Source organism: Candidatus Pacearchaeota archaeon, from assembly GCA_038874355.1.
Taxonomy (GTDB): Archaea; Nanobdellota; Nanobdellia; order Pacearchaeales; family GW2011-AR1; genus JAVZCO01.
Genome location: JAVZCO010000001.1, coordinates 267061 through 291357, shown reverse-complemented (window position 1 = coordinate 291357; position 24297 = coordinate 267061). Strand labels below are relative to the sequence as shown.

Here is a 24297-nt window from a genome sequence, read left to right as displayed (position 1 = left end):
TACGCTTTTCTTTTTTATTTTATTTATTTTTTTACTTTTTCTTCTCTTCACACATATTTTTCTATCTATTTTTTGTCACCTCTTTCCTATATGTTATTTTATTTTCTTTCTTCTACTTTTCTCATTTTTATTTTTTATATTCCAGGTGGGATTTCGCATCCACGAACAGCAAAATAAAATTTCTTACCACTATAAATATCTTTTAAAATATAAATTTTCCCTCTTTCTATTCTTTCTGGATTATTTAATGTTCTTAACGATGGAGTTACTTTAACTTCTATTCTTTGATATAACAAAGAATAACCTAAAACTGAAAAATAACAATACTTTGCTTCTTGACTTGCTATTTCTAATGCCAAATCTGCTAAATCATATATTGGAGAACTAATATATGTTTTAATCTCATCATACTTTTTTAAGCTATCTTCTTTTGATATAATTAATCCTTTTTGAAAAAGAATATTTATATCAACTTTATTTGGTTTTAATTTTATTTCTAATTTTGGTTGATCATAATCTATTTCATAACCTCTTTCCTTATAATTTTTAGATAAATTATAAAGACAATCTTTTATTTTAGGAAGAGAATAATCTATAATTTCATTTTCTATATGATTTACAAGTAAAGGATATTGTATAATACAAGAAGAATAATAATTTCTATTGTAACATAAAAAAGAAACTTTTTTATTTTCAAAAATAAGATAATTTTTTGGATTTAAATTTCCACCTTGATCTAATAAAATATTTATAGCATCTGTAACAGAATCTTTTGCACATTTTTTTATATATTCTTCAGGTTCTATATAAGAAATTTCTGGTTTTAATATTGTTTTTCCTCTTGTAATAAAAAAAAATAAAAGAATTGTAGAAACTATAAGAATTGATACTATAACAAACAAAGTTGTTTGAGATTTATTTTTCATTTTTTTCTATTAAGTTTTTTAATATTTCGTAATATTTTTTTTCATAATAAGATATTGATTCTATTCCATAATCTCTTTTACATTCATTTAATCCTATTCGAATTCTATCTATTAGTTTTTTATCATTTGGATTATGTTCTAATCTTGAAATTAATCCTTCTAAACAAGATATTTCCATTTCTTTTGTTATTCCTAAGAATTTTTTAAAGAGCATATTATCTTCCACCTTTATTTCTCTCATAAAAATCTTTTATTGCCTCCTCTATAAAATGAGATAAATTACGATACTTTCCTTTATTAAGAATTTTTTTAATTTTTTCTAGAGTTTCTTTTTCTATAGTTGCAGAAATTCTTAATTTCATTATTTTTCCTCTTTTTTATTCTAACTTCGTATTATTTTATATTACTTTGTAATATTTTATTTATTTTTTATTACTAAATAATACATAATAATAAAAATTATAAGTATATAAATCTTTCCAGGAATAGAAAGAATTAATTTATTTTAAATTAAAAATTAATCTTCTGTCTCAACTCTTGGGGCTAAAATAAAAATTAATTCAAAGGAAGAAGAATAAAATTTTAATTGTAATGGATAATCATCAGCAAAACTTATTGAAACACTATCTGTTAATTTGCAAGCTTTAGTAAATTTTTTTAAATATTCTAAAGAATATTTAGATTTAGCGATTCCTGCCACTTTAACTTCATCAGAGGAAAATTCTAATTTTGCTGAATTTAAGCTATGAGCTTCTATGACAAATTTATTATCTTTAATTATAAATGCACAAGATTCTGAAACTATAGAACAATCTTGTATTGCTATATCAAAATCTACACTACTCATTTGAACATTTGCTTTGAAATCTAAAGTAGGAATTGATTTTTCCTCTTCATCCAAACTTATTAATGCTAGATTAAAAGTCCTTTTTATTTTTTCTTGTATTTCTATGATTAGAGAATTTTCTTCTGTTTGAAAAATTAAATCTCCTGCTGAATATCTTTTAAGTATTGTTTTTAGATTATCTAAATTAACTCCTAATATTTCTTCTTCTTCAATATCTATAATAGAAAATGCGGATGGTGGAATTTTAAAATAAACCAGAGAAACATTAGCGGGATCTATTGCTATTATTGTTAAACCATCTTTATTTATTTTTATTTTCACTTCTGTGACTAATTCTGAAATTATACTTATTATATCTACAAATAATTTAGGATTAATAAATTTTAATAACATAATAAATAAATAAAAGGAAGAGTTTAAAAGCTTTGTTATTATTTTTTATATAAAAATGAAAAAAGAGAGTATAAAAGAAATAAGCAAGATTTATTATTCTAGAAAAGAGATACAAAAAGCAATAAAAGATTTTTGTAAAAACAGAGAAACGATAACAAAATATCAAGAAAATTTTGGAAAAAGGCCAAATATAATAGAATATGAAGATGAAATCTTACAAGAAGTTAAAAAAGGTGCTACAAGTTTCCATTGTTCCGAAGAATTATGGAAAAATCCTTTAGATTTAAGTAAAAATTTAGATAGAAAAGAAATGGATGAATTAAGAATTGGTTGGGATTTAATTTTAGATATCGATAGTAAATACTTTGAATATAGTAAAATAATGACTAAGCTAATAATAAAAACCTTAGAATTCCATGATATAAAAAATTATGGAATAAAATTTTCTGGAAGCAAAGGATTCCACATAATAATTCCATGGAAAGCTTTTCCAGAAAAAATAAACAATATTGAAATAAGGAAGATGTTCCCAGAATTTCCTAGGACAATAATTTCTTATTTACATAAGTTTGTTGAAAAAGAATTAATAAAAGAAATTTCAAGGATAACAACAAAAAAAGATTACATAAGGGACGAACAAGAAGCAAAAAGAGTTATTCCCGACTTAGTTCTAGTTTCCTCAAGACATTTATTCAGAACTCCTTATTCTTTACATGAAAAAACTGGTTTAGTTTCTGTTGTTATAGAAAAAAAAGAATTAGATTCATTTGAACCGAAGGATGCTCATTACTTAAAAATAAAAGTAAAAAATTTTTATCCAGAAGCTAGAAAAAATGAAGCAAAGGAATTACTAATACAAGCATTAGATTGGAAAGAAAGTATAAAAAAAGAAGAAAAAATTTATACAAAAAATTTTGAAAAAATAGAAATAGACAAATCTACAATATATTACCCTCCGTGTATAAAAAAAATATTAGAAGGCTTAGATGATGGAAGAAAAAGAGCTCTTTTTATTTTAATAAATTATTATAGAAGTTTAAATTTTACAAAAGAAGAAATATTAAAAAAAGTAGAGGAATGGAATTTAAAAAATAAAAAACCTTTAAAAGAAAATTATTTATTACAACAAATAAAATATAATTTTTTACACAAGGGAATATTACCTCCTAATTGTGATAAATCTTATTACAAGGATATAGATATATGTTATTCTGATGATTTTTGTAAAAAGATAAAAAATCCTATTAATTATACTATACTAAAAAATAAAATAATGAAAAAAAAATGAGATTTTTAAATGTTACAGAAATTGCTTCTTATCTATATTGCCCAAGAAAGATGTATATAAAAAGAATAATGAAAATTAAAGAAAAACCAACACCTAGAATGATTGAAGGAAAGATTAAACATGATATTTTTGATATATTTAATAAAAATGAAAAAGAAATAATAACAAGAATAAGAAAAAAAATAGGCAGAGAAGAAATATTAAAGATGTATAAATTTGAAGTATTAAAAATATTAAGTGAAATAATAAAAATAAATGAAGAAAAAATTTTAAAATATAATATAAATGTATTTGAATTAAAGAAAAATATTTTAAATAAATTAGAAAGGGAAATTTTGTTGAGAGTATCTTCTCTGGAAGAAGGAATAAATAAAGGATATTTTGAAGAAAAATTATGGGAAAATTTACCAAGAAAATATTATTCAGAAATTGAGATAATTTCTAAAAAATTATTTTTAAAGGGAAGAATAGATAGGGTGGAGATAAATGATAATATTATTCCTTATGAAATAAAAAATAAAGATAGAATTTATGAAGAAGATAAACTGCAATTGGTTGGATATGCCTTATTGTTAGAAGAGAAATTTGATAGAAAAGTTAATTTTGGCTTTATAGAAACAAAAAAAGAAGAAAAGAAAATTGAAATTAATGATAAATTAAAGAAAGAATTTTTAGAAATTTTGGAAGAAATTAAAAATGTATTAAAAGAAAAGAAAAGTATACCAATAATCAGTAATTTTAAAAAATGTCAAATGTGTAATTTTAAAAATATTTGTTTTAATGAAAATTCATTTTAAAAATTTGTTAATAAATGGATATTTATTTTTGTAATTTTCTATAACTTTATTCTCCAGATATTCTCTTAATTCTTCTCTTAAATTAAGAGTTTCAATAAAATTAATCAAATTTGATTTATTTTGAATTTCTTCATATTTTTTTAAACTGATATCTAAAGAGAATAAATAGACATTTGATATTTTAAAAAACGGATAAGTTTCTTGCACTATATTTTCTATATTTATTAATTCTCTTGTAATTTCTAATAAAGGATCTTTTAGATTTTCTTCTCCCTTTCTGTATTCTTCAAAAATTAAAGAGATTAAATCGCCGAGTCTCATGAAATTATATAGAATAATATATTTATAAAATTTTTTAAACGAAAGTATTTTAAATACTATTCTACTATAAATATTTATGAAAAAAAGAGTAAGTTTTATGTTATCCTTTCTTTTTATAATTTTTTGTTTAAATTTAGTAATAGCTACTTCTAATGAAACGATGGAAGAAAAAGCATATTCTTGTTTAAAACAAAAAGTAAATGAAAAAATAAATTCTTTATCCTTAGAAGAAAAAAGTTTTTCTTTACTTGCATTAGCTCATGATTCTTCTTTTAATTCCAAATTAGTTACAGAAATAAATAAAGAAAAATCTAATGACTGTTTCCCAAAAAATTCTTGTAAAGTTAAAGATACTGCTTTAGCAACATTAGCTTTACATTACTCCAATCAGAATACTTTAAAATTAGAAGAATGGTTAATAAGTAAAAAAATAAAGGCAAAAGATATTCAGGTTTATTTAGTAATAGATAGTGAAAAAAAAAGCAATTGTAGTGTTAAATGGAACAATGGCAATACAAAACTAATAATAAATGAAGATAAAAAAATTACTTTTACTTCTAGTTCTTGTTTAGAAATTGCAAATAATGGATATTGGTTAAGAATTAAAGAGAGTTGTTTCGACAATAATTTCACTATTTCTTGTAGCGAAAATTTTATTACAACTTTATTATACAAAAAATCTATAATTAGCGACGTATGGTATGTTTCTAGTGAAGTAAATTCCGGTTCTGCTAATAGCGAAGTCACTCATAATATTAACTATTTTTGTTTTTCTGATGATAAAAATAATTGTAATTATGAAGCTTCTTTATTTGCTTCTTTAGCTTTACAACAAGCCGGTTATGATATAAAAAATTTTATTCCATATTTAGTTATTTATTCTGATGATAATCAAAAATTATTTCCAGATGCTTTTTTGTATTATTTTACTAAAACTGATGATTACATAGAAAACATTCTTTCTTTACAAAAAAGTCAAGGTTATTGGGATTTAAATAGTGGAAAGGGAAAATTTTATGATAGTGCTATTGCTTTATTTTCTATAAAAACAAAGTCTTATGAATCATTTAATAAATTAGAAGAATGGTTAAAAGAAATGCAACAACAAGATGGATGCTGGAATAATGGTAATATAAGAGATACTTCTTTTTTACTGTGGGCTGGGTGGCCAAGACCATCTGTAGTAAGTAGTGATGAGATACCTCAAAAAGAAAATTGTATAGATAAAGGGTATTTTTGTTTGTCTGCATTAGATTGTGAAGATGTTGGAGGAGAAGTTTTAAGTCAATATTATTGTAGTGGATTAAATAAATGTTGCTCAAAAAATATAATTTTGAAAAAATGTTCCGAAATGCAAAAACTATCTGGTTATTATGGCTATGGAGAAATATGTAAAAATGATGAAATATGTTCTATTTCTACTGTTAATGCAGCTGATACTAATTATTGTTGTTTAGGAGAATGCGAAAAGAAAGAAGAAGAAAGTGAATGTGAAAGTTATAATTATACTTGTAGAATTTCTTGTAAAGATTATGAAGAAGAAAAAGATTATGAATGTAATGATAATAAAGTATGTTGTTCAGAAAAAGAAGAACCTAAGAAAGGAAAGGGATTATTAATCTTTTTATTAGTACTGATGATAATAATAGTAATCTTATTAATAATTTTCAGAAACAGAATAAGGATTGTTCTTTTTAAAAGAAGAAGTGGTTATAAAGAAAGTAGTGTTATAAAAACAAAAAGACCTCCATTTCCACCTTCAACTTCAACAACTTATCCTACTTCAAAATCTTATTTACCATTACAAAGATATGGTTTAGGAAGTTTGCCAAAACAGCAATATCAACAAAAACAAATTACTCCTTTAAGGACTATACAACAACCGATAAAAAAGCCTGCACAATCTTCTAAAAAAGATGAAGAATTAGAAGAAACAATGAAAAAATTGAGGGAATTAAGCAAAGAATAATATAATACCAATACCTATACAAAAAGTTTATTAATATATTCTTCTTTTTTCATTTATGAGAATAAAAATATTTTTTATTTTATCATTTTTCTTATTTGTTATTCCGTTAAGTTTGGGTATAGAAACTAATTTAAAGAATGAATATTCTCCATTAGAAACTTTAATAATAAAAATAGATGGTAATTTTTTAGAAAATATAAAAGCAGATAATATATTTTTTTATTCGGATGGAATTTTTATATCTATGATATATGATATAAATAAAATAGAAAATTCTTATTATTTATATGCTATTTTACCAAACAAAGAAAGAAATTATACATTAATAATAAAAGATGTATATTACTTTGAAGAGGGAAAAATAAAAAAAGAAGATTTAAAATTTAATTTTTCTGTTAAAGGAAATATTTCTTTGTGTAGTATAAATCCTGGCTTTATTATTACTAATAAAGATTTTTTTATAAAAGTTATTTCTAATAAAGGGAATATTAATGTAAAAACAACTTTTGAGAAAGAAATAAAAAATTTTTCTCTTAAAGCTGGAGAAGAAAAAAATATTCTTTTTTCTATAAAAGATATTAAAAATAATTCTATGAAAAAAATAATTATTGAATGTGAAAATCAAAAGTACGAAATCCCAATTCTTATTTACCCATACCATAATTTAACGAATAATAATATAGAAAATTTTTCTAATTTTACAAATATATTAATTTTTTACCCTTTAAATGAAACTATATATATTAAAAATAATTCTCAAATAAATAAAAAAATCTATCTTTTTAATAATGGAACATTTGACATTAAAGAAATAAAAATTACAATATCTTCTGAATTAAATGATTATGTCGATATATATCCTAAAAAAATAAATATTATTCCTTCTAAAAATTATTCAGAAATAGAAATAGGAATTATATCCCCACCAAATGATTTATATGGTAATATAGCAGCAGAAAGTTTTTATCCTTATTATTTTACAGAAATGAAATTTTTTATAAAATTAACAGAAAACGAATCTTTAGTTAATGAAAGTAAAGAATATTTGAAGCATTGTTATGAAATTGGGAAAATATGTAACCAAGATGAATATTGTAATAGTAGCTTAGAAAAAAGTTTAGAATATCCTTATGAAAAAAAATGTTGTTTAAATGCAGAATGTGTAAAATTAATAAAAGATAAAAATAATAAGAATACTAATTTTGTTGTATTTATTTTAATAATTATTTTAGGTGGTTTAATATTTTTTATTATAAAAAAGACGAAGATAAAGAAAAAAGAAGCAAAAGAAATATTAAAAGAAAGAACAAAAAGATATGAAGAAAAATTTGATTTAAAAGAGACGAAGGAAAGTTTAGAAAGATAGATGTTCTTTATTTTTCCATTACTTCTTTTTATTTTTTCCCTAACTTTTTTTTATTTTCTTTTGAAATATTATTTTTAATTTCTTTTTTTTCTTCATCTTTATTTATTTCTGTATTATTTCTTTGTGATTGGATATTCTTTTGTATTTGCTTCAATTGATTTATTAATATATTTTTTTCTAAAATAGATATTTTTGCTATTTCATCATATTGATGCAATCTTCTTGTCAATTCATTAAAAAAATTATTCAAATCATAATTTTTTATTTCTATGGAAGATGGGCTTATTAATTCTACATGAGAAGGCATATAATTAAAGATTAAAATAATTAAAGTTGTTACATCTTTTACTGATAATTCGATTTCTGCAAAACTAGAAAAAATATTATGTTCTTTATCAATTTCTTTTGGTTCTGCTATTTTTTTATTTATTAAACTAACACCATTTTCCTTTGATATACTTTCTATTAATTTAGATAAAGACTCTATTAAGTATTGTGGTGGTTTCCCAAGTATTTCTAGTATTAAAATTACTTCTAATTTTTGTTCTTCCATTTTATTTCTGTCTTATAATATATATTATAACAAAAATACAAAAAAGAGTAAAAAAGTATATTAAATACTCTTTTATGTATTCATTTTTTGATAAATAAAGTTTATTTTCTTTAGTTTTTAAATTTTCTTTTTTTGAATTTAATCTTATAATATCTTCATTTTCTTCTAAATAAGAAGCATTTTTTATATTTAAAGAAATATTACTTGTAATATTTTTTTCTTTAATTTTTTCTTTTTGGAGATTACTTTCTGAAATTTCTTTTTTTAGTATTTTTATTTCATTTTTATAAAAATAAATATAAGTAGAAGAATTGCTTCTTCTTATTTTTGCTTTAATTTCTGCATCTCCATAAAAATCAGAATAATCGGAATCTATTCTTACTTTAAAAATTTCTGATATATTTCCTTTTGTATAAAAAACATTTTTTACATAATAATTAGAAGATTTCCATTTTTCATCATTATAGGTCTCTGATATTATGTTTTCTGTATTTTTCTTCGTTATATAAATTTTTATATCATAATATTCTTCTTTTAGATTATAAGCTTTAACTTTAACTTCAAATTCTTTTCCATTTTCTATTTCTTTTTCATAATCTAAAGAAATAAAAATTTTCTCTTCATTATCTAGATTTTCTGTATCTTCTTCTATTTCTTTTTCTTTTTCAGTTTTGTTTTCCTCTTCTAAAGAATTATTTATATAAATTATATTTAAAAAGTAAGACCCAAATTTATATGTTGAAGATGTTGAAGATTTTCTTAATGTTATATTTATAATTGCTGTTCCATTATAAGGTTCTGTTATATTAAGATTAAAATTAGAAAAATTTGAAATAGAAGTATTAATAGCATTATTGACATAATAATAAGTTGAAACCCAATTTCCATTATTAAATATTTTTGATAATCTGCTTCCGTTTAAGCTAAAAATGTCAATTTTCACATCATAAACATCAGAAAAATTAATAAGTGTTAAATTTACAAAAAAATCTTTTCCATAATATACTTCATTTTGATATTCAAAAATTATATTTTCATTTAAAGAATAACAAATTGTCATTAAAAATATAATAAAAATTAATCCCAAATACCAGCAATTTCTCTTTTGCAAAAAGGACATTTTCCTCTCTTAATTTTATTCTCTATTATATTATATCTTCTTCTTATTATTAAAGGTTTTTTACAATCAGGACAATATGTTGTTTCTCCTTCTTCAAAGTTTATATTTCCTGTGTATACATATTTTAATCCTAAAGATAAGGCTATTTCTCTAGCTCTTATTACTTTTTCTTTTGGAGTCGGTCTAATATTTAGCATCTCATAATTTGGAAAAAAAGCCGAAAAATGTAGAGGAACTTCGTCACCTAAATTGCTTAAAACCCATGAAGATAATTTAAAAATTTCTTCATCAGAATCATTAAATCCAGGAATAATAAGATTAGTTAATTCTATCCAAACGCCTTCTTTTTTCATTAACTTTATAGATTCTAAAATAGGGTTCAATTTTGCATTACAAATAGTCTCATAAAATTCATTTTTTATACTTTTTATATCAATATTTGATGCATCAATATATTTACATAATTTTAACAAAGGTTCTTTATTGATGTAACCATTTGTTACTGTAACATTCCTTAATTTGGATTTATTTGCTTCTTTACATATATCTAACATATATTCATAAAATATCGTTGGTTCAGTATAAGTATAAGAAATTATTTTTGATTTATTCTTTATTGCATATTTTACTACATCTTTTACTTTAACTTTAAAACTTATTACGTTATTAGTTAATTGTGAAATTTCATAATTTTGGCAATGTTTACATTTTAAATTACAACCAAATGTAGCTATACTTAAAGTTTTTTTCCCTGGTAAAAAATGGAATAATGGTTTTTTTTCTATAGGATCTATAGCTAATGAGCATGGTCTCTCATAAACTAAGGAGATTAATTTTCCATTTTTATTAATTCTTACATTACACTTTCCTTTCTCTCCTTCATTTAAAGTACAATAATTAGGACATAATCTACATTGTACAATTTTTTTAGAAATTTTATTATAAAACAATGCCTCTTTTTCCATAAATAATAAAGAAAATTTGAGAATATAAATTTAACTAAAAAATTATAAATTTTTTTCTTCAAAAAATTCTATACCAAATTCATCTTCCATACTTTCTAATTCTTTTTTTGTTTTTGATAATTCTTTTCCAACTATCTGGCTTGATTTAACTCCTGTAACAATAATCATAACTCTTATTGCTTTTTCCATATCTTCACTAATTTGAGCACCCCATATTAATTTTGCTTCTGGATCTAATTTAGAACCAACTTTTTCTATTATTAGTTTTGCTTCTTCTAAACTTAGATCTGGACCACCCACTATATTTACTAAAGCTCCTGTAGCATTTGTTATATCTACATCTAATAAAGGATTTTCTAACGCTTTTTCTACAGCTTCTTCCGCTCTCTCTTGTGAATCTGATTCCCCCATACCAATTAAAGAAACACCTCCGTTAGTCATAACTGCTTTAACATCTGCAAAATCTAAGTTCACAAGTCCGGCTTTTGTTATTAATTCTGCTATTCCTTTTACAGCATTAGTCAATATTTCGTCTGCTACTTTAAAAGCGGTTTGTAAAGGTAATTCTGGAGCTAATTCTAATAATTTATCATTTGGTATTATTATCAATGTATCAACACAATCCTCTAATTTCTCTAAACCATAATTTGCATTTTCAATTCTTTTTCTTCCTTCTATTGTAAATGGGAATGTAACAACTCCTATTACTAAAGCTCCTTGTTTTTTTGCCATTTCTGCAATAACTGGAGCTGCACCAGTTCCTGTACCACCACCTAAACCGCAAGTGATAAAAATTAAATCTGTATTTGATAATTTTTTCTTTATTTCATGTTCTGATTCTTTTGCTGCTTCTTCTCCTATCTTAGGATTACTACCCGCACCCAATCCTCTTGTTAATTCTCTTCCTATTAGTATTTTATAATCAGCATTAGTATAAAGCAAATCTTGAGCATCTGTATTTACAGCAATCATTTCACATCCTTTTATACCTATTTCTTTCATTCTTGTTATAGTATTACCTCCACCACCACCAATACCAAATACTTTTATTCTAGAAACTTGGTTCTTTAATAATTCTTCTAATTCTCTATCAATTTCAGAAAGTTCGTTATTTAGCATATGCAATTCTGCTGCCATAATAAAAATAAATGTAATTAGTTTATAAAGTTTTATATTTTATAATTAATGTAAAAAAATTTATTTTTCTTCTTTATTTTTCTTTAATTTCTATTTCTAAATCAAGAATTCTCTTAAAATTATCTTTAAATAAATTAATAAAACTGAAAAAATTTTTTTCTGCTTCAATGATTAATTTTTTATCTTTAATTTCATATTCAAATTCTCTTTTAAAAAAATAATTCATTAATGCTTTTATTTTTTCATTTATATCTTCAATTTTTGATTTTATATTTATTTCATAAATAATATTTTTTCCTGCAAGAGGATTATTAAAATCAACTAATACCCTTCCTCCACTTATAGAAATTATTTTTCCTAAAATATTATCAAAAGAAAAAATCATTCCTGGTTGCAATTTTTCTTTTGAATTTTTAAAAACAGAAATAGGCATTAACTTTATTAATTCTTTTTTTCTCAAACCAAATGCTTCTTCTGGTTTTAATTTTAAGATATATTCTCCTAAATCTTTTCCTAATAAAAAATTATCTATTGATTTTAATATCATTCCTTCTCCTATACAAATGATTGTTTTTCTTTCTGAATCTATATTCATTTTTTTTAATTCTTCTTTAATATTTGTATCAAATATTTCCCCATCTTCTGTTTTTCCTAAAAATTCTATTTCAATAAAATCTCCTTTTTTTAATACCATCTTATTTTTTTGAATTCTAGCAAACTTTATAAACTTATTTTTTTAAGAACTTATATGCCACTAAGACTTATAGATGCCACTAATGTTAAAGAAGGTAATATAATAATGATAGATAAAGAACCTTGTATTGTAAAAAGTATAGATATAAGTAAAACTGGAAAACATGGAGCAGCAAAAGCTAGAATAGAAGCAATAAATATTTTTGATGGAAAAAAGAAAATTATTGCAGCTTCTGGACATGAGAGATATGAAGTTCCAATGATAAAAAAAGTTAGAGCACAAGTTTTATCTTTATATGGAAATAAAGCAAGTATAATGGATTTAGAAACATTTGAAACTTTTGATATTTTAATAGACGAATCTTTAAAACAAGATATAAAAGAAAATGATAATGTTGAATATTGGGATGTAGAGGGATGTGGTAAAATAATAAAAAGAAAATTATAAAATGGCAACAAAAATACAGGCTGCACAAATAAGGTTATTTAAAAATGTTTTTATTTGCAAAAACTGTTCTGCAAAAATAAGAGCCGATCCGAAAAAAATAATAGAAAAAAAAGTTAAATGTAGAAGGTGTGGGAAAAAAAATTTTAGACAAATAAGAAAAAAATAAATTAAAAATAAAATGAATTTTTATTTTTATGATGGGTTATTCTTTTTCCTTTTCGTAATTTTTTTTTCTATTTTTCTTTATAAAAAAAGAAAAAAGATAAAATTCGAAAAACCTTTCATTCTTTATAGAACAAAATTTGGCATAAAGCTAATAAATAAGATATCAAAAAAAGAAAAAATTTTAAATCCGTTGGAAAAAATAATAATAATAAGTGGTTTTATACTGATGATTATTGGAATATATTTAATTTATACTATTTTAAAAATTTTTATTTTTTCTCCAGAAACATATACAAATTTAGTAAAAGCTCCTCCTATCTTTCCTCTAGTACCTTATTTTACAGAAATTTTTAAAATTCAAATATTACCTCCATTTTATTTTACATATTGGATAATAATAATTGCAATAGCTTCTATAAGTCATGAATTTTTTCATGGAATATTCTTCAAAAAAGAAAATGTTAGAATAAAATCTACGGGATTTGCTTTTTTAGGTCCTTTTTTAGCTGCTTTTGTAGATCCAGAAGAAAAAGATATTAAAAAAATGAAAAATAGTAAACAATTGGCTGCAACAGCTGCAGGAACTTTTGCTAACCTTATTGTAGGAATTTTTTTTATTTTTATTTCTGTAATTTTTATACACTTAACATTTACTCCAATGGGGGCAACAATAACGGGTTATGGCGGTTCTTATATAAATGTTTCTTCAATAGATAAAATAACAAATAATACATTTATTATTGATAATCTAGAATTAATAGAAATAAAAGCAAATAACAAAAGTTATTTTATAGATAATTCTACATTAAAAAAAATATTAGAAAATAATATTTCTATTATTCCTGTTTTAGAAGATAGTCCTGCTTTAAAAAATAAATTGAGAGGTTATATTATTGAGATAAATGGAGAAAAAATAAAAGATTCTAAAGAATTAGAAAAAATTTTGAAAAATTATTCTCCTGGAGAAAAAATAAAAATAAAAACTTTATATAATAATACTATAGAAGACTATGAGATAATTTTAGCAAACCATCCTTTAAATAGTACAAAACCTTATATTGGTATATCATCTTACCAAATAAAATCTAATTTTATTTCTAAAATAATTTATAGTTTAATTCCATTTATTGATTATAAACCAAAATTTGCTCATAATCTAATTTTATTTATAAAGAATTTATTATTTTGGATAATTTTAATAAATATTGGAATGGCTTTTTTTAATATGGTTCCTTGTTCTGTATTAGATGGTGGTAGGTTTTTTTATGTTAGTATTTTAATTCTAACAAAATCAAAAAAATTTGCAGAAAAATTCTATAAAATCGTAAGTTCTTTAATACTTTTTATTTTTTTAGTAATCACTTTTATTTGGTTTTTTATTTCTTTTTTTAAATAAAATTAAAAATTTTTATCGACGGAATATAAGATAATGAAAAATTAAAAAGATACAAATAAAATAATAAAAAACAAAAAATATTTAAAGAATAGAATGTTTATTTTTTTAATAAAAAACAAAAAAGAGGTAAAAAATGGCAGCAAAAAAGAAAAAAGCGAAAAAGAAAAAGAAATAAAATTTTTTAATTTTCTATTTTTTTATTTTTTTTAGTTAAATTTATATGTTATTAATTTTTTAATTTTATATGCAGATTCCTAAAAAAATTTTAAAAATTTTAAAAAAACAACATTATGCTATATTCTATGATAGTTGTGGAATTCAAATATGTAGATGGACAAAAAAATCTTTATTAGGAAAAAATGTTTGTTACAAAGAAAAATTTTATGGAATAAAATCACATTTATGTTGTCAAATGTCTCCTGCAGTTATGTGGTGTCAAAATAAATGTTTACATTGTTGGCGTGCTATAGAATACAACTTAGGAAAAAAATTAAAAAAGTCTGAAGTTAAGAAACCAAAAGAGATTATAGAAGAAAGTATAAAACAACAAAGAAAATTGCTATCTGGCTTTAAAGGAAATAAAAGAGTAAATTTTAAAAAATTTGAAGAAGCACAAAATCCAAAACATTTTGCTATATCTCTTAGTGGGGAACCAACTATTTACCCTTATATTTCAGAATTAATAAAAGAATTAAAAAAAGAAGGGAAAACTTCTTTTTTAGTCACGAATGGTTTAAATCCTAAAAAAATATTAGAATTAGAAAGAAAAAATGCTCTACCAACACAATTATACATTTCTTTAAATACACCTAATAAAGAAATTTATAAAAAATGGCATAATTCTTTAGAAAAAAATGCATGGGAAAAATTTAACAAAAGCTTAGAAATAATGAATAGATTAACAAAAAAAGGACAAAGAACGGTGTTAAGAATGACACTTGTTAAAAATTTAAATATGAAAGATGAACAAATAAAAGAATATGTAAAATTAATAAAAAAAGCTAGTCCAATGTTTATAGAAGTAAAAGGTTATATGTCCGTTGGTTATGCAAGAAAAAGATTAGGTTATGAAACAATGCCTTCTCATAAAGAAATAAAACGTTTTGCAAAACTTCTTGAAAAAGAATTAAAACCAAAATACAAAATTCTCGACGAAAAAAAAGAATCAAGAGTTGTTTTAATAGGAAGAAGCAAAAAAGAAATGAAAATTAAACCTCATGAATTTTGACTTATTATTGTTTGGATAAGAGTATAAAATAAATAAGATAGGCTATTTAATTAGAGAGAAAATAAAATATTACGTCTTTGCAATTCAATATAATAAATTTTTTAAATTCTTTTTTTCTTTTCTTTTTTTAACTTTAAATGATAATATATTTTACTATTATTATAACCAAACAATTCCTTCTTTAGTTAATACAACAAATCGCACCCCAACTGGTAAAGATAATAAAGCAGAAATTAAAGCCATATGTTCTTTCCCTTCACCTGAAGCAATAGATAAAGCAACTTCTGTTCCCTTTATTTTATCTTTTAATTTACTTTGCATTTCTTCTTTTAAATTCATAATTCCTTGATTCATATTTATTTTAATAAAATCATGTTTTTTTTCACAAGAAAACTTTTCCGCAAAACTTGAACCTAACAAAATTATATTATCCCATTCTCCTCTGTTTATTAAACCAGCAACTTGGCCCCAACTTCCCTGTCCTGAAGATAATAAAGCTACAAATTCCATAAAAATAAATAAATTCTTAATTTATAAAGATATTTATATTTAAAATTAATAATTTTATTATTTTAATTTTATTTTTAATTTCCATTATTATGAAAAATAAAAAATTTAAAAAACAATAAATTTATAAATCAATAAAATAGATATAAAAATATCTAACTACATCGCCATATCTAACTACATCGCCGAAGCTAATTTTCTGGCGAAGGCGCGTTGGTAGTAGATAAATTAATAAAAAAATAAAAATGAATAAAGATAGAATTTTAGAAATAATTAAGACTCTAAAAAAAGAAGCGAAAGAAAGAAAATTTGATGAGAGTGTTGATTTAATTATAAATTTAAAAAATTTTGATGTAAAAAAAGATAGCATTAATATTATAATAAATTTTCCTTATGCTATAAAAAAGCCTAAAGTTTTTGCAATATTAAACAAAAAAACATCTATTATAGATAGTATAACTAAAGAAGATTTGAATAAGTATAATGATAAAAAAATTATAAAAAAACTTGTAAAAAGTTATGATTTTTTCATTGTTAGCAATAATTTAATGCCTTTAGTAGCTACAAAACTTGGAAAATTTTTAGGGCAAGCTGGAAAAATGCCTTCACCTCAATTAGGAATAACTACTAACGAAACAGAAGAGGAAATAAAAAAGATTTTATCTTTGATGGAAAGATCTGTTAGAATAAAAAGTAAAGAACCAAGTTTAAAATTTGTTGTAGGAAAAAGAAGTATGAAAGATGAAGAAATAGCAGAAAATATAATAAAAGCAATAAATGTTATTAAAGAAATTTTGCCAAAAAAAGAACAAAATATAAAAAATATTTTAATTAAATTAACAATGAGTAAGCCTATAAAATTATAAAATGGAACGAAAAAAAATTAAAAAAGTTAATGAAAAAAAAGTAAAATTACTTAATGAACTAAAGGAATTAGAAAAAAAATATAATACTATTTTAATTGCTTCTACTAAAAGTTTACCAGATAAACAGCTACAACAAATAAAAAAAGATATGAGAGAAAAAGCAATAATTAAGGTTATAAAAAAGAAAATTATGTTTATGGCTTTCGAGGACAAAAATCTAGAAAAATTGAAAGATTTTATAGAAGAAAATAGTGTTATAATATTTTCTAATGAAGATCCTTTTGATTTGTCTATAGAACTTAGTGAAAAAAAGAATCCTGTAAAAGCTAAAGTAGGACAAATTGCAGAAGAGGATATTTATGCTGAAGCTGGACCAACAGATTTAGTCCCTGGACCTGTTATCTCTGAATTAAATTCTTTAAAAATAAAATTTGTTATAGAAGATGGAAAGATATCTATAAAAGAAAGAAGTTTAATAGTAAAAAAAAATGAAATAATAACAGAAGAAAAAGCTGGACTAATGTCGAAACTAGATATAAAACCATTTTATGTTGGATTGAAACCAATTGCAGCTTATTATAAAAAAGAAAATAAAATTTATAATAATCTTAACTTTAGTAGAAAAGATATCATAGAAAAATTGATAACAAATAAATCTAAATCGTTAACTTTATCAATAAAGATAAATTATATATGCAAAGAAAATATAAAGTATTTATTAGCTAAAGCAAAATCACATTTTGATATTTTAAATAAATTAATTAAATAAATGATAAAAAATGGAATATATATATGCGGCTTTACTTTTGCATAAACTTGGAAAACCTATAGATGAAAATAATTTAAAAAAAATTATTGAAGCAGCTGGTGGGGAGATTGATGAATCAAAAATTAAAGCAATAGTTGCATCTTTAAAAGGGGTAGATATTGACAAAGAATTAGAATCTGCAAGTTTCGTAACCACAACAGCAACCTCACAACAAGAAATTAAAAAAGAAGAGAAAGAAGAAAAAGAAGAAGTAAAGCCAGAAGAAGCGGCAGAGGGATTGGCAGCTTTGTTCGGATAAAGTTTTTTTATTTTTTTATAAATATCCGAACAATTTCTTAATTTTAATTCTAATTAAATTTATTCCATATTTAAGAGAAAAATATAAAAATATAAAAATAAATTAAAAAATATGCCGCCGTGGGACAACGGTACTCCACCTGCCTTGAGAGCAGGGCCCTTCGGGCATCCCGGTTCGACTCCGGGCGGCGGCGTAAAATATTAATAATTTATAAAAATTTAAAAGATAAAAAATAAGGCAGTTATAATATTAAATAATATTTTTAATTTTTATACTAATAACCTTAATATATAAATTGTTGTTCCAGAAATTAAAGGAATAATTAAATTATCATCTATAGTGTTTTTAGATATTTTAAATTCTAAATGTTCTCCTAACATAGCAATAGAACACGCCAAAAAAGATTCTATAAAATTAACAAAAAAAGATGCTAATATTGTTCCTATTATTATACCTAAAATGGTTCCTTCTATTGTCTTATTTTCATTTAATATTTTAATTTTTCCAAATAAAGAACCAAAAATACATGCAAAAGAATCAGAGAAAGTTAATATAGTAATAGAAGCTAAAGCTATGTCTTTTTCAAATAGTTTCAAAACAAGTAAACTACCAAATAAGAAAAAAATAAAGCCTCTTCCAGGAGGCATTTCATTTTCTTTTTTATAATGAATAATTAATTTTTTTACAATAGGAATATCTATTTTTAAACTCAAAATAGATAAAAAAATACTTAATAAAAGAAAATAAAAAAGAATTCTTGTTGTTAATATATTCATATAAAATAATAAAATAATATTTATCCCAAACAATATATGAATTATTTTTCTTATAATTCTATTTTTCATTATATTTTAAATAATTTTTTTAATCTTGAAAAAAATCCTATTTTTTCTTCTTTTATTGGTTCAACTTTTTCTTCTTTTATTTCTTGTTTTTTTATTTCTTTAATCTGTTGTTCTTTTGATTTTTCTGCTAATTCTTTTATTGCTCTTGAAATAGCACTAACACTATATCCTTGTTTTTTTAGCTGTATTTTTAAATCTTCTAATTTATATCCTTTAACAAGATTTTTTTCAAGATATCTTTTTATCTCTTCAATATAACTTTTTGTTTCCATAAAAAAGAAAAAATATAGATATATATAAAGATTACTAATCTATAAAAATTATTTATTTTTATAAGGAAATATTATTAATTAATCTCTCTCTGTATATGGATGTTCTTGTTTTTCTATTAATCTTTTTTTTAATTCTTTTATATGCTTTATTTTTTCTTCTTCATATTTTTTTAAATTTATATTATATCTAGATATTAATTGAGAAGTATATTCTCCTCCTAAAAAATGTGGTAATATAACATAATCTGCCCCTTCTTTATACAATTCTAATGCTTCTCTTATTTGTCTTGCAGTTAATATAACAACAATATTTTTATTTTTCTTTTTTGTTCTTTCTAAAATTAATAAACTAATTTCTTTTTCTGGTATTGTAGAAACAACTAATTTTGCATTTTTAAGATTTAGATTATCTAAAAATTCTACATTCGAAACATCTCCATAAATACAATTAATTCCTTGTTTTTTTAATCTTGTTATTCTTTCTGGATTAAAATCTACAATAAGATAATTCTTATTTGAATTAATAAAATAATTCATTATAGAAAAACCTATTCTATTTTCTCCTAAAAGGATGTATTCATATTTTTTTTCTTTATCTTTATATTGTATTTCTCTTATTCTTTTTCTTTCAAATACAGACAAATATTTAGATATTTTAAAATAGATCTTTTCAGAATAAATTATTAAATAAGTAGAGCATAATATAGTAATTAAACCTACTGCGGTTACAAGAGAAAGAATATCTTCTGATATATGTCCTAATTTAACTCCCAAAGAAATTAATACTAAAGAAAATTCGCTTATTTGAGCAACTGTTAAACCACACATAAAACTAGTATTTCTACTATAACCAAAAATCCCCATTAAAATCATAACAATTAAAGGATTTCCTATTAGAATAAAAAAAGAAAAAATAATTATAGGGATAATGTGAACAGAAAGGTTAGGCAAAGTCATTTTACTTCCAAGAACAATAAAAAAAGAAATAATAAAAAAATCTCTTAGAGGTTTTAGTCTAGAACTTATTTCATAACTATAAGGAGAAGTAGAAATAATTATTCCTGCAACTAAAGCTCCAACTTCAATTGAGAATCCTAAATAAAAAAATAAAGAAGAAAAGAGTAGACCAAAGGATATAGCAAAAATAAATAATAACTCTTGTGATTTTGCAAAAAATTGACTAAATTTATTTATAACAAATATACTAATTGGAATGATTATTAGAATTATTAGTATTCCTCTTATTATCATCTTATAAAAAAAAATTAACGAAGTAGTTTGTTCTGAATAAGATGAAAGAAAAATCAAAAGGAACATTGCAATCAAATCTTGAACTAGTAAAAATCCTATCGATATTTTTCCATATAATTTATCAAGAGACTCTTTATCTGATAAGAGTTTTGTTATTATAATTGTAGAAGAAAAAGTTAATGCTATTGAAACATAAATAGAAGTTAATATTGAAAAATTTAATAGACGGGATATAAAATATCCTATTAAAGAAGTAAAAACAAATTGACCTATACCAGTTATTAAAGAAATTTTACCAAATTCTTTTATTTTTTTTGGATTTAAATACATACCAACTAAAAATAAAAGAAAAGAGACTCCAATTTCTGAAAATGTTAATATTATTTCATTATTTTTAACGGTGTTTAAGAAGGAGGGTCCTAATAAAATACCACACAATATATATCCTACTATTAATGGTTGTTTTAAAATTCTTAAGATAGTAGAAATAAATAAAACAATAAAAAGAATTAAACTAAGTTGTATAAAACTACTCATCATTTTATTATTATTGGATTATTTTCGTTATAAATTTTTATTACATTATTCAATTGTTCTTCATTTTCAGAATATATTGTTAATATTTTTTCTCCTTTCTTTACTTCTTGATTTAGATGTTTATGTAAATAGATTCCTGCATATTTGTCCATAGGGCATCCTGCTAAAATAGCGAGGTAATTAATTAATTTTATATTTATTTCTTTAATAATTCCTTTTTTTTCTGCTAGGATATCTTTTTTATATTGTGCTTCTTTAAACTTAAAATTTATATCTCCTTTCTGTGCTTTTATTATTTCATTAAATTTCTCAAAAGCTTTTCCTGAATACAATATTTTTTTTGCTAATTCTTTACCTTTTCCTATTTTTGCTTTTCCTGTCATTTCTAAAATAATTGAAGATAATTCTAAAGCTCTTTCTTCTAATTTATTGCACGAGTCTTTTAAAGATAAAACTTTTATTACATCTTGTATTTCTAGTGCTGGACCAATTCCATTACCAAGAGGCTCATTTATTTCTTTTAAAGAACATTTTAAAATTATTTTAAAATATTTTGCTATTTCTAAAAATTTTTTTTCTAATTTTATTGCTTTAGAAAAAGAAACTTTAGCAAATTTTCCGTAAGGAATATCTATAACAACATATTTTGCTCCTACAGCAATTTTCTTTGATATAATTGAAGCTAATAATTGAGCTTCTGGATCTAAATTAATTATTTTTTCTATCTGTATAATTTTATCATCTGCTGGGGCTAAATCTAAAGAACCGCCCCAAACAAAACATGCATTTGTTTTTTTTATTATTTCCTTTATTTCTTTCAAAGAAAAATCTACTTTACAGATAGTTTCTAATGCATCGGCTGTTCCAGAAGGGGTTGTTATTGCTCTTGAAGAAGTTTTTGGTATAGTTAATCCAGCTGCAGCACAAATAGAAACTATAATTGGAGTAACTCTTCCTGGAATTCCACCTATGCTATGTTTATCTACAACTATTTTATTTCCGAGATTTAATTTTTTTCCAGTTTCTACGATTGCTTCTATCATATAAATAAGTTCTTTAAAAGACATTCCACACTTATATACAGCAGAAACAAAAAAAGCAATTTCAGATTCTGTTAAAGCATTTATAGATATATCTTTTATTATACTTCTTATCTCTTCTTTATTAAGTTTTTTATTATTTAATTTTTTTAAAATATATTTAGTACTTATAGGTTTTTTTGCCAATGTTATTTTTATTTCTTCTCCTTCATGTATATTTAAATAATTAACAACTTCTGAAGATATTATTGCTTCATTTTCTTTAATGAAATTAGAAGCTAAATCTACAACTGCAATTATTTCTTTATTTTTATAGATTATATTAATTCTACTATCTACGTGAATTGCATTATTTTTAGCAAAAGTTTTATTTAAAATTATTATCGGCCTTCCTGCTGAAAAATTCAAAAATTTTACTTTTAAATTCATTTTAATTATTCTTTTTATTTTTATAAAATTCTATTAATAAAAATAAGTAGGATAATAATAATGGGCCAATTATTAATCCAATCAAACCTAAAGTTATTAATCCTCCTATCATTCCTATGAATACAGAAGCTGTTGAAACTTTTGATTTTTTTGAAACAATATAAGGTCTTAAAAAATTATCTATCCATGAAACTAATATAGCACCCCATAAGAAAATTCCAATTGCTTTTAGAATATTACCTGATAAAAAGAAATATGTACTTAATGGAATCCAAATAATCCATGGACCTAATATAGGTATTATTCCACAAATTATAGCTATTAGTGTTAAAAATAATGCTTGTGGGGTTTTAAAAATAAATAATCCTATACCAGTTAGAATCCCTTGAATTAAACCTATTATAATTTGCCCATAAATAACAGATTTTGTTATATCCCCAAAATTTTTTATTAATTTATCTTCTACATCCTTCTCAAATGGAGAGATAGATTTAAGAAAATTTTTTATATTTTCACTATCTCTAAGCCCAAAAAATAATAATATAAAGACAATTGCTATTTTCATTAATAAAAGGGGAATATTAAGAATAAAATTTGTTAAAGAATTAAAAAGTAAGTTAGCACTTGAAGAAAAAATTTTATTTATATTAATTATCAACTCTTGGTAAATTATTGTTGAAGTTAAATAAGGAACGAATCTGTTTAAAATTGCTCCTATATCCAACTTTTGTAAGTATAAATAAATTTCAAAAGATTGTTTTAATATTTTTGGGAATAAGAACCACATAGGTAAAATTAAAAAAAGTAAAATTATTAATATAATAATAAAAGCAGCTAAATTTTTTTCTTTCGTTATTTTTAATATTTTTTTGTAAAGGGGGTAAAATAAATAAACAAGTAAAAAACCAATTAAAATAGGTTGTAAAATTGGATATAACAAAATAATAGCTAAAATAAGTAAAATAATTATAATTATTATAATAGATATATTTTTAAATTCATTTTTTGTATTCATTTTAATTACTAAAGGAAAATTTTATTTATAAATTTTGTTAATTATAAAATGAGTTGTTTCATAAAAGATATTTTTTATGGAAAAGAAACTAAAGAAGCCCATAGACAATTTATAAGATTTGGAAAAGGAAAGTATGAAAATAGAGCTGTATTATCTATAAAAATTTCTAATAAAATTAAAATTTCTGGAAGTTTTGAATATGCAAATGATTTTGTTAATTTAGTTATGGAATTGGGAGATTTTAATTTTTATGGAAATATATTGAGTAAAGAAAAATTAGATTTAATTGGGAAAGAAAAAACAGAAATAAATATTTATGAATTTAAAGGAAATTCGGAAAAACTTAAAGAATATTCAAAAAAAGCATATTTTATGTTATTAAACGTAGATTCTGAAAAGTTAAAATTAAAAATAAAAAATAAATTGCCTAAGCCAGGAAAATCTGGAGAATTAAAAATAGATGATAAATTTTGTATCTTAGAAGCAGATTTAAAATATCTAGATAAAATTAAAGATTACTTTTTTTGGGATTTAAATAATTTTAAAGAAGCAAAAATATCTCATAATTATGAAATAAATCAAATAATTTTCCCACCAAATGAAAAAGATTTTGCAAAAATAAGAGAATTAGCAAAAAGAAAAGGAAAAATAATAAGAAAGATTATAGTAGATAAAAAAGAGAAAATAATAGAAAAAGAATTTGAAATCTAAGAAGAAAATTCATTTAAATTAATATATTAAATTGAAAATCTTTTTAATTTAATTAAAAAAGAATAAAATTTATAAAGCTACAAAATTTTAATTTTATTAAATTTGAGGGTTCACGGTTCTTTTATAGAAGGGCATATTATAAATA

28 protein-coding genes and 1 tRNA gene are annotated in these 24297 nt (G+C 22.2%); 13 read left to right on the top strand and 16 right to left on the bottom strand.

Annotated features, from left to right (window positions below):
• Positions 1–134: 134 nt before the first annotated feature.
• From QW117_01800 to QW117_01785, 4 genes are all read right to left on the bottom strand, one after another.
• The gene (locus QW117_01800; GenBank protein MEM3405687.1) at positions 135–926 is read right to left on the bottom strand and encodes a hypothetical protein; all 792 of its coding nucleotides are present in this window, start codon (positions 924–926) and stop codon (positions 135–137) included.
• On the bottom strand, positions 916–1140 hold the full coding sequence (locus QW117_01795) for a hypothetical protein (protein ID MEM3405686.1): 225 nt from the start codon (positions 1138–1140) through the stop codon (positions 916–918). The genes QW117_01800 and QW117_01795 overlap by 11 nt, the downstream gene beginning before the upstream one ends.
• Position 1141: 1 nt before the next feature.
• Positions 1142–1288, bottom strand: a complete 147-nt coding sequence (locus QW117_01790; protein MEM3405685.1) for a ribbon-helix-helix domain-containing protein — start codon at positions 1286–1288, stop codon at positions 1142–1144.
• 155 nt (positions 1289–1443) lie between these two features.
• A complete protein-coding gene (locus tag QW117_01785; GenBank protein ID MEM3405684.1) occupies positions 1444–2166 on the bottom strand; it encodes a hypothetical protein in 723 nt (240 codons plus the stop codon).
• Between the two features lie 55 nt (positions 2167–2221).
• Here QW117_01785 and QW117_01780 point away from each other — a divergent pair, with 55 nt between their 5' ends.
• On the top strand, positions 2222–3454 hold the full coding sequence (locus QW117_01780; protein MEM3405683.1) for a DNA primase small subunit domain-containing protein: 1233 nt from the start codon (positions 2222–2224) through the stop codon (positions 3452–3454).
• On the top strand, positions 3451–4251 hold the full coding sequence (cas4, locus tag QW117_01775) for a CRISPR-associated protein Cas4 (protein MEM3405682.1): 801 nt from the start codon (positions 3451–3453) through the stop codon (positions 4249–4251). Before QW117_01780 ends, cas4 begins: the two co-directional genes overlap by 4 nt.
• Here cas4 and QW117_01770 read toward each other — a convergent pair.
• A complete protein-coding gene (locus QW117_01770) occupies positions 4243–4572 on the bottom strand; it encodes a hypothetical protein (GenBank protein ID MEM3405681.1) in 330 nt (109 codons plus the stop codon). The two genes, cas4 and QW117_01770, sit on opposite strands and share 9 nt — an antisense overlap.
• A 76-nt stretch (positions 4573–4648) precedes the next feature.
• Between QW117_01770 and QW117_01765 the strand changes: the two genes are divergently transcribed.
• Both QW117_01765 and QW117_01760 read left to right on the top strand, forming a co-directional pair.
• On the top strand, positions 4649–6541 hold the full coding sequence (locus QW117_01765; GenBank protein MEM3405680.1) for a hypothetical protein: 1893 nt from the start codon (positions 4649–4651) through the stop codon (positions 6539–6541).
• A 55-nt stretch (positions 6542–6596) separates the two neighbouring features.
• Positions 6597–7907, top strand: coding sequence for a hypothetical protein (locus QW117_01760; protein MEM3405679.1), 1311 nt, complete (start codon positions 6597–6599; stop codon positions 7905–7907).
• Between the two features lie 28 nt (positions 7908–7935).
• On the opposite strand, the gene QW117_01755 is transcribed toward QW117_01760, so the two are convergent.
• The 5 genes from QW117_01755 to QW117_01735 all read right to left on the bottom strand — a co-directional run bounded on the left by QW117_01755 (position 7936) and on the right by QW117_01735 (position 12376).
• Complete coding sequence (locus tag QW117_01755; GenBank protein ID MEM3405678.1) at positions 7936–8460, bottom strand: hypothetical protein; 525 nt, start codon at positions 8458–8460, stop codon at positions 7936–7938.
• Between the two features lies 1 nt (position 8461).
• Positions 8462–9520: a hypothetical protein gene (locus QW117_01750; protein ID MEM3405677.1), complete on the bottom strand. Its 1059-nt coding sequence runs from the start codon at positions 9518–9520 to the stop codon at positions 8462–8464.
• A gap of 17 nt (positions 9521–9537) precedes the next feature.
• The gene (gene amrS / locus QW117_01745) at positions 9538–10545 is read right to left on the bottom strand and encodes an AmmeMemoRadiSam system radical SAM enzyme (GenBank protein ID MEM3405676.1); all 1008 of its coding nucleotides are present in this window, start codon (positions 10543–10545) and stop codon (positions 9538–9540) included.
• Between the two features lie 42 nt (positions 10546–10587).
• The gene (gene ftsZ / locus QW117_01740) at positions 10588–11682 is read right to left on the bottom strand and encodes a cell division protein FtsZ (GenBank protein ID MEM3405675.1); all 1095 of its coding nucleotides are present in this window, start codon (positions 11680–11682) and stop codon (positions 10588–10590) included.
• Between the two features lie 73 nt (positions 11683–11755).
• Positions 11756–12376 (bottom strand): peptidylprolyl isomerase, encoded by a 621-nt coding sequence (locus QW117_01735; GenBank protein ID MEM3405674.1) that lies wholly within the window; start codon positions 12374–12376, stop codon positions 11756–11758.
• A 54-nt stretch (positions 12377–12430) separates the two neighbouring features.
• Between QW117_01735 and QW117_01730 the strand changes: the two genes are divergently transcribed.
• The 4 genes from QW117_01730 (at position 12431) to twy1 (ending at position 15612) form a co-directional block, all read left to right on the top strand.
• The gene (locus tag QW117_01730; protein MEM3405673.1) at positions 12431–12823 is read left to right on the top strand and encodes a translation initiation factor IF-5A; all 393 of its coding nucleotides are present in this window, start codon (positions 12431–12433) and stop codon (positions 12821–12823) included.
• 1 nt (position 12824) lies between these two features.
• The gene (locus QW117_01725) at positions 12825–12989 is read left to right on the top strand and encodes a hypothetical protein (protein ID MEM3405672.1); all 165 of its coding nucleotides are present in this window, start codon (positions 12825–12827) and stop codon (positions 12987–12989) included.
• Positions 12990–13178: 189 nt separating this feature from the next.
• Positions 13179–14384, top strand: coding sequence for a site-2 protease family protein (locus QW117_01720; GenBank protein MEM3405671.1), 1206 nt, complete (start codon positions 13179–13181; stop codon positions 14382–14384).
• A 244-nt stretch (positions 14385–14628) separates the two neighbouring features.
• A complete protein-coding gene (twy1, locus tag QW117_01715) occupies positions 14629–15612 on the top strand; it encodes a 4-demethylwyosine synthase TYW1 (GenBank protein ID MEM3405670.1) in 984 nt (327 codons plus the stop codon).
• A 159-nt stretch (positions 15613–15771) separates the two neighbouring features.
• Here twy1 and QW117_01710 read toward each other — a convergent pair whose 3' ends face one another.
• Entirely contained in the window at positions 15772–16122 is a 351-nt protein-coding gene (locus tag QW117_01710; GenBank protein ID MEM3405669.1) for a hypothetical protein, read from the bottom strand.
• Between the two features lie 242 nt (positions 16123–16364).
• On the opposite strand from QW117_01710, the gene QW117_01705 reads away from it, so the two are divergent.
• From QW117_01705 to QW117_01690, 4 genes are all read left to right on the top strand, one after another.
• Positions 16365–16985, top strand: a complete 621-nt coding sequence (locus QW117_01705) for a hypothetical protein (protein MEM3405668.1) — start codon at positions 16365–16367, stop codon at positions 16983–16985.
• A gap of 1 nt (position 16986) precedes the next feature.
• Complete coding sequence (gene rplJ / locus QW117_01700; GenBank protein MEM3405667.1) at positions 16987–17754, top strand: 50S ribosomal protein L10; 768 nt, start codon at positions 16987–16989, stop codon at positions 17752–17754.
• 10 nt (positions 17755–17764) lie between these two features.
• On the top strand, positions 17765–18052 hold the full coding sequence (locus QW117_01695; GenBank protein ID MEM3405666.1) for a 50S ribosomal protein L12: 288 nt from the start codon (positions 17765–17767) through the stop codon (positions 18050–18052).
• A gap of 113 nt (positions 18053–18165) precedes the next feature.
• Positions 18166–18245, top strand: a tRNA-Ser gene (locus tag QW117_01690).
• Positions 18246–18321: 76 nt separating this feature from the next.
• Here QW117_01690 and QW117_01685 read toward each other — a convergent pair.
• The 5 genes from QW117_01685 to QW117_01665 all read right to left on the bottom strand — a co-directional run bounded on the left by QW117_01685 (position 18322) and on the right by QW117_01665 (position 23441).
• Positions 18322–18897, bottom strand: a complete 576-nt coding sequence (locus QW117_01685) for a hypothetical protein (protein MEM3405665.1) — start codon at positions 18895–18897, stop codon at positions 18322–18324.
• Complete coding sequence (locus QW117_01680) at positions 18897–19169, bottom strand: hypothetical protein (GenBank protein MEM3405664.1); 273 nt, start codon at positions 19167–19169, stop codon at positions 18897–18899. Before QW117_01680 ends, QW117_01685 begins: the two co-directional genes overlap by 1 nt.
• 78 nt (positions 19170–19247) lie before the next feature.
• Positions 19248–20960, bottom strand: a complete 1713-nt coding sequence (locus QW117_01675) for a cation:proton antiporter (GenBank protein ID MEM3405663.1) — start codon at positions 20958–20960, stop codon at positions 19248–19250.
• A complete protein-coding gene (locus QW117_01670; GenBank protein MEM3405662.1) occupies positions 20957–22426 on the bottom strand; it encodes a thymidine phosphorylase in 1470 nt (489 codons plus the stop codon). The genes QW117_01675 and QW117_01670 overlap by 4 nt, the downstream gene beginning before the upstream one ends.
• A 1-nt stretch (position 22427) precedes the next feature.
• Positions 22428–23441, bottom strand: coding sequence for an AI-2E family transporter (locus QW117_01665; protein MEM3405661.1), 1014 nt, complete (start codon positions 23439–23441; stop codon positions 22428–22430).
• Positions 23442–23489: 48 nt separating this feature from the next.
• Here QW117_01665 and QW117_01660 point away from each other — a divergent pair, with 48 nt between their 5' ends.
• Positions 23490–24152, top strand: a complete 663-nt coding sequence (locus tag QW117_01660) for a hypothetical protein (protein ID MEM3405660.1) — start codon at positions 23490–23492, stop codon at positions 24150–24152.
• Positions 24153–24297 lie beyond the last annotated feature (145 nt).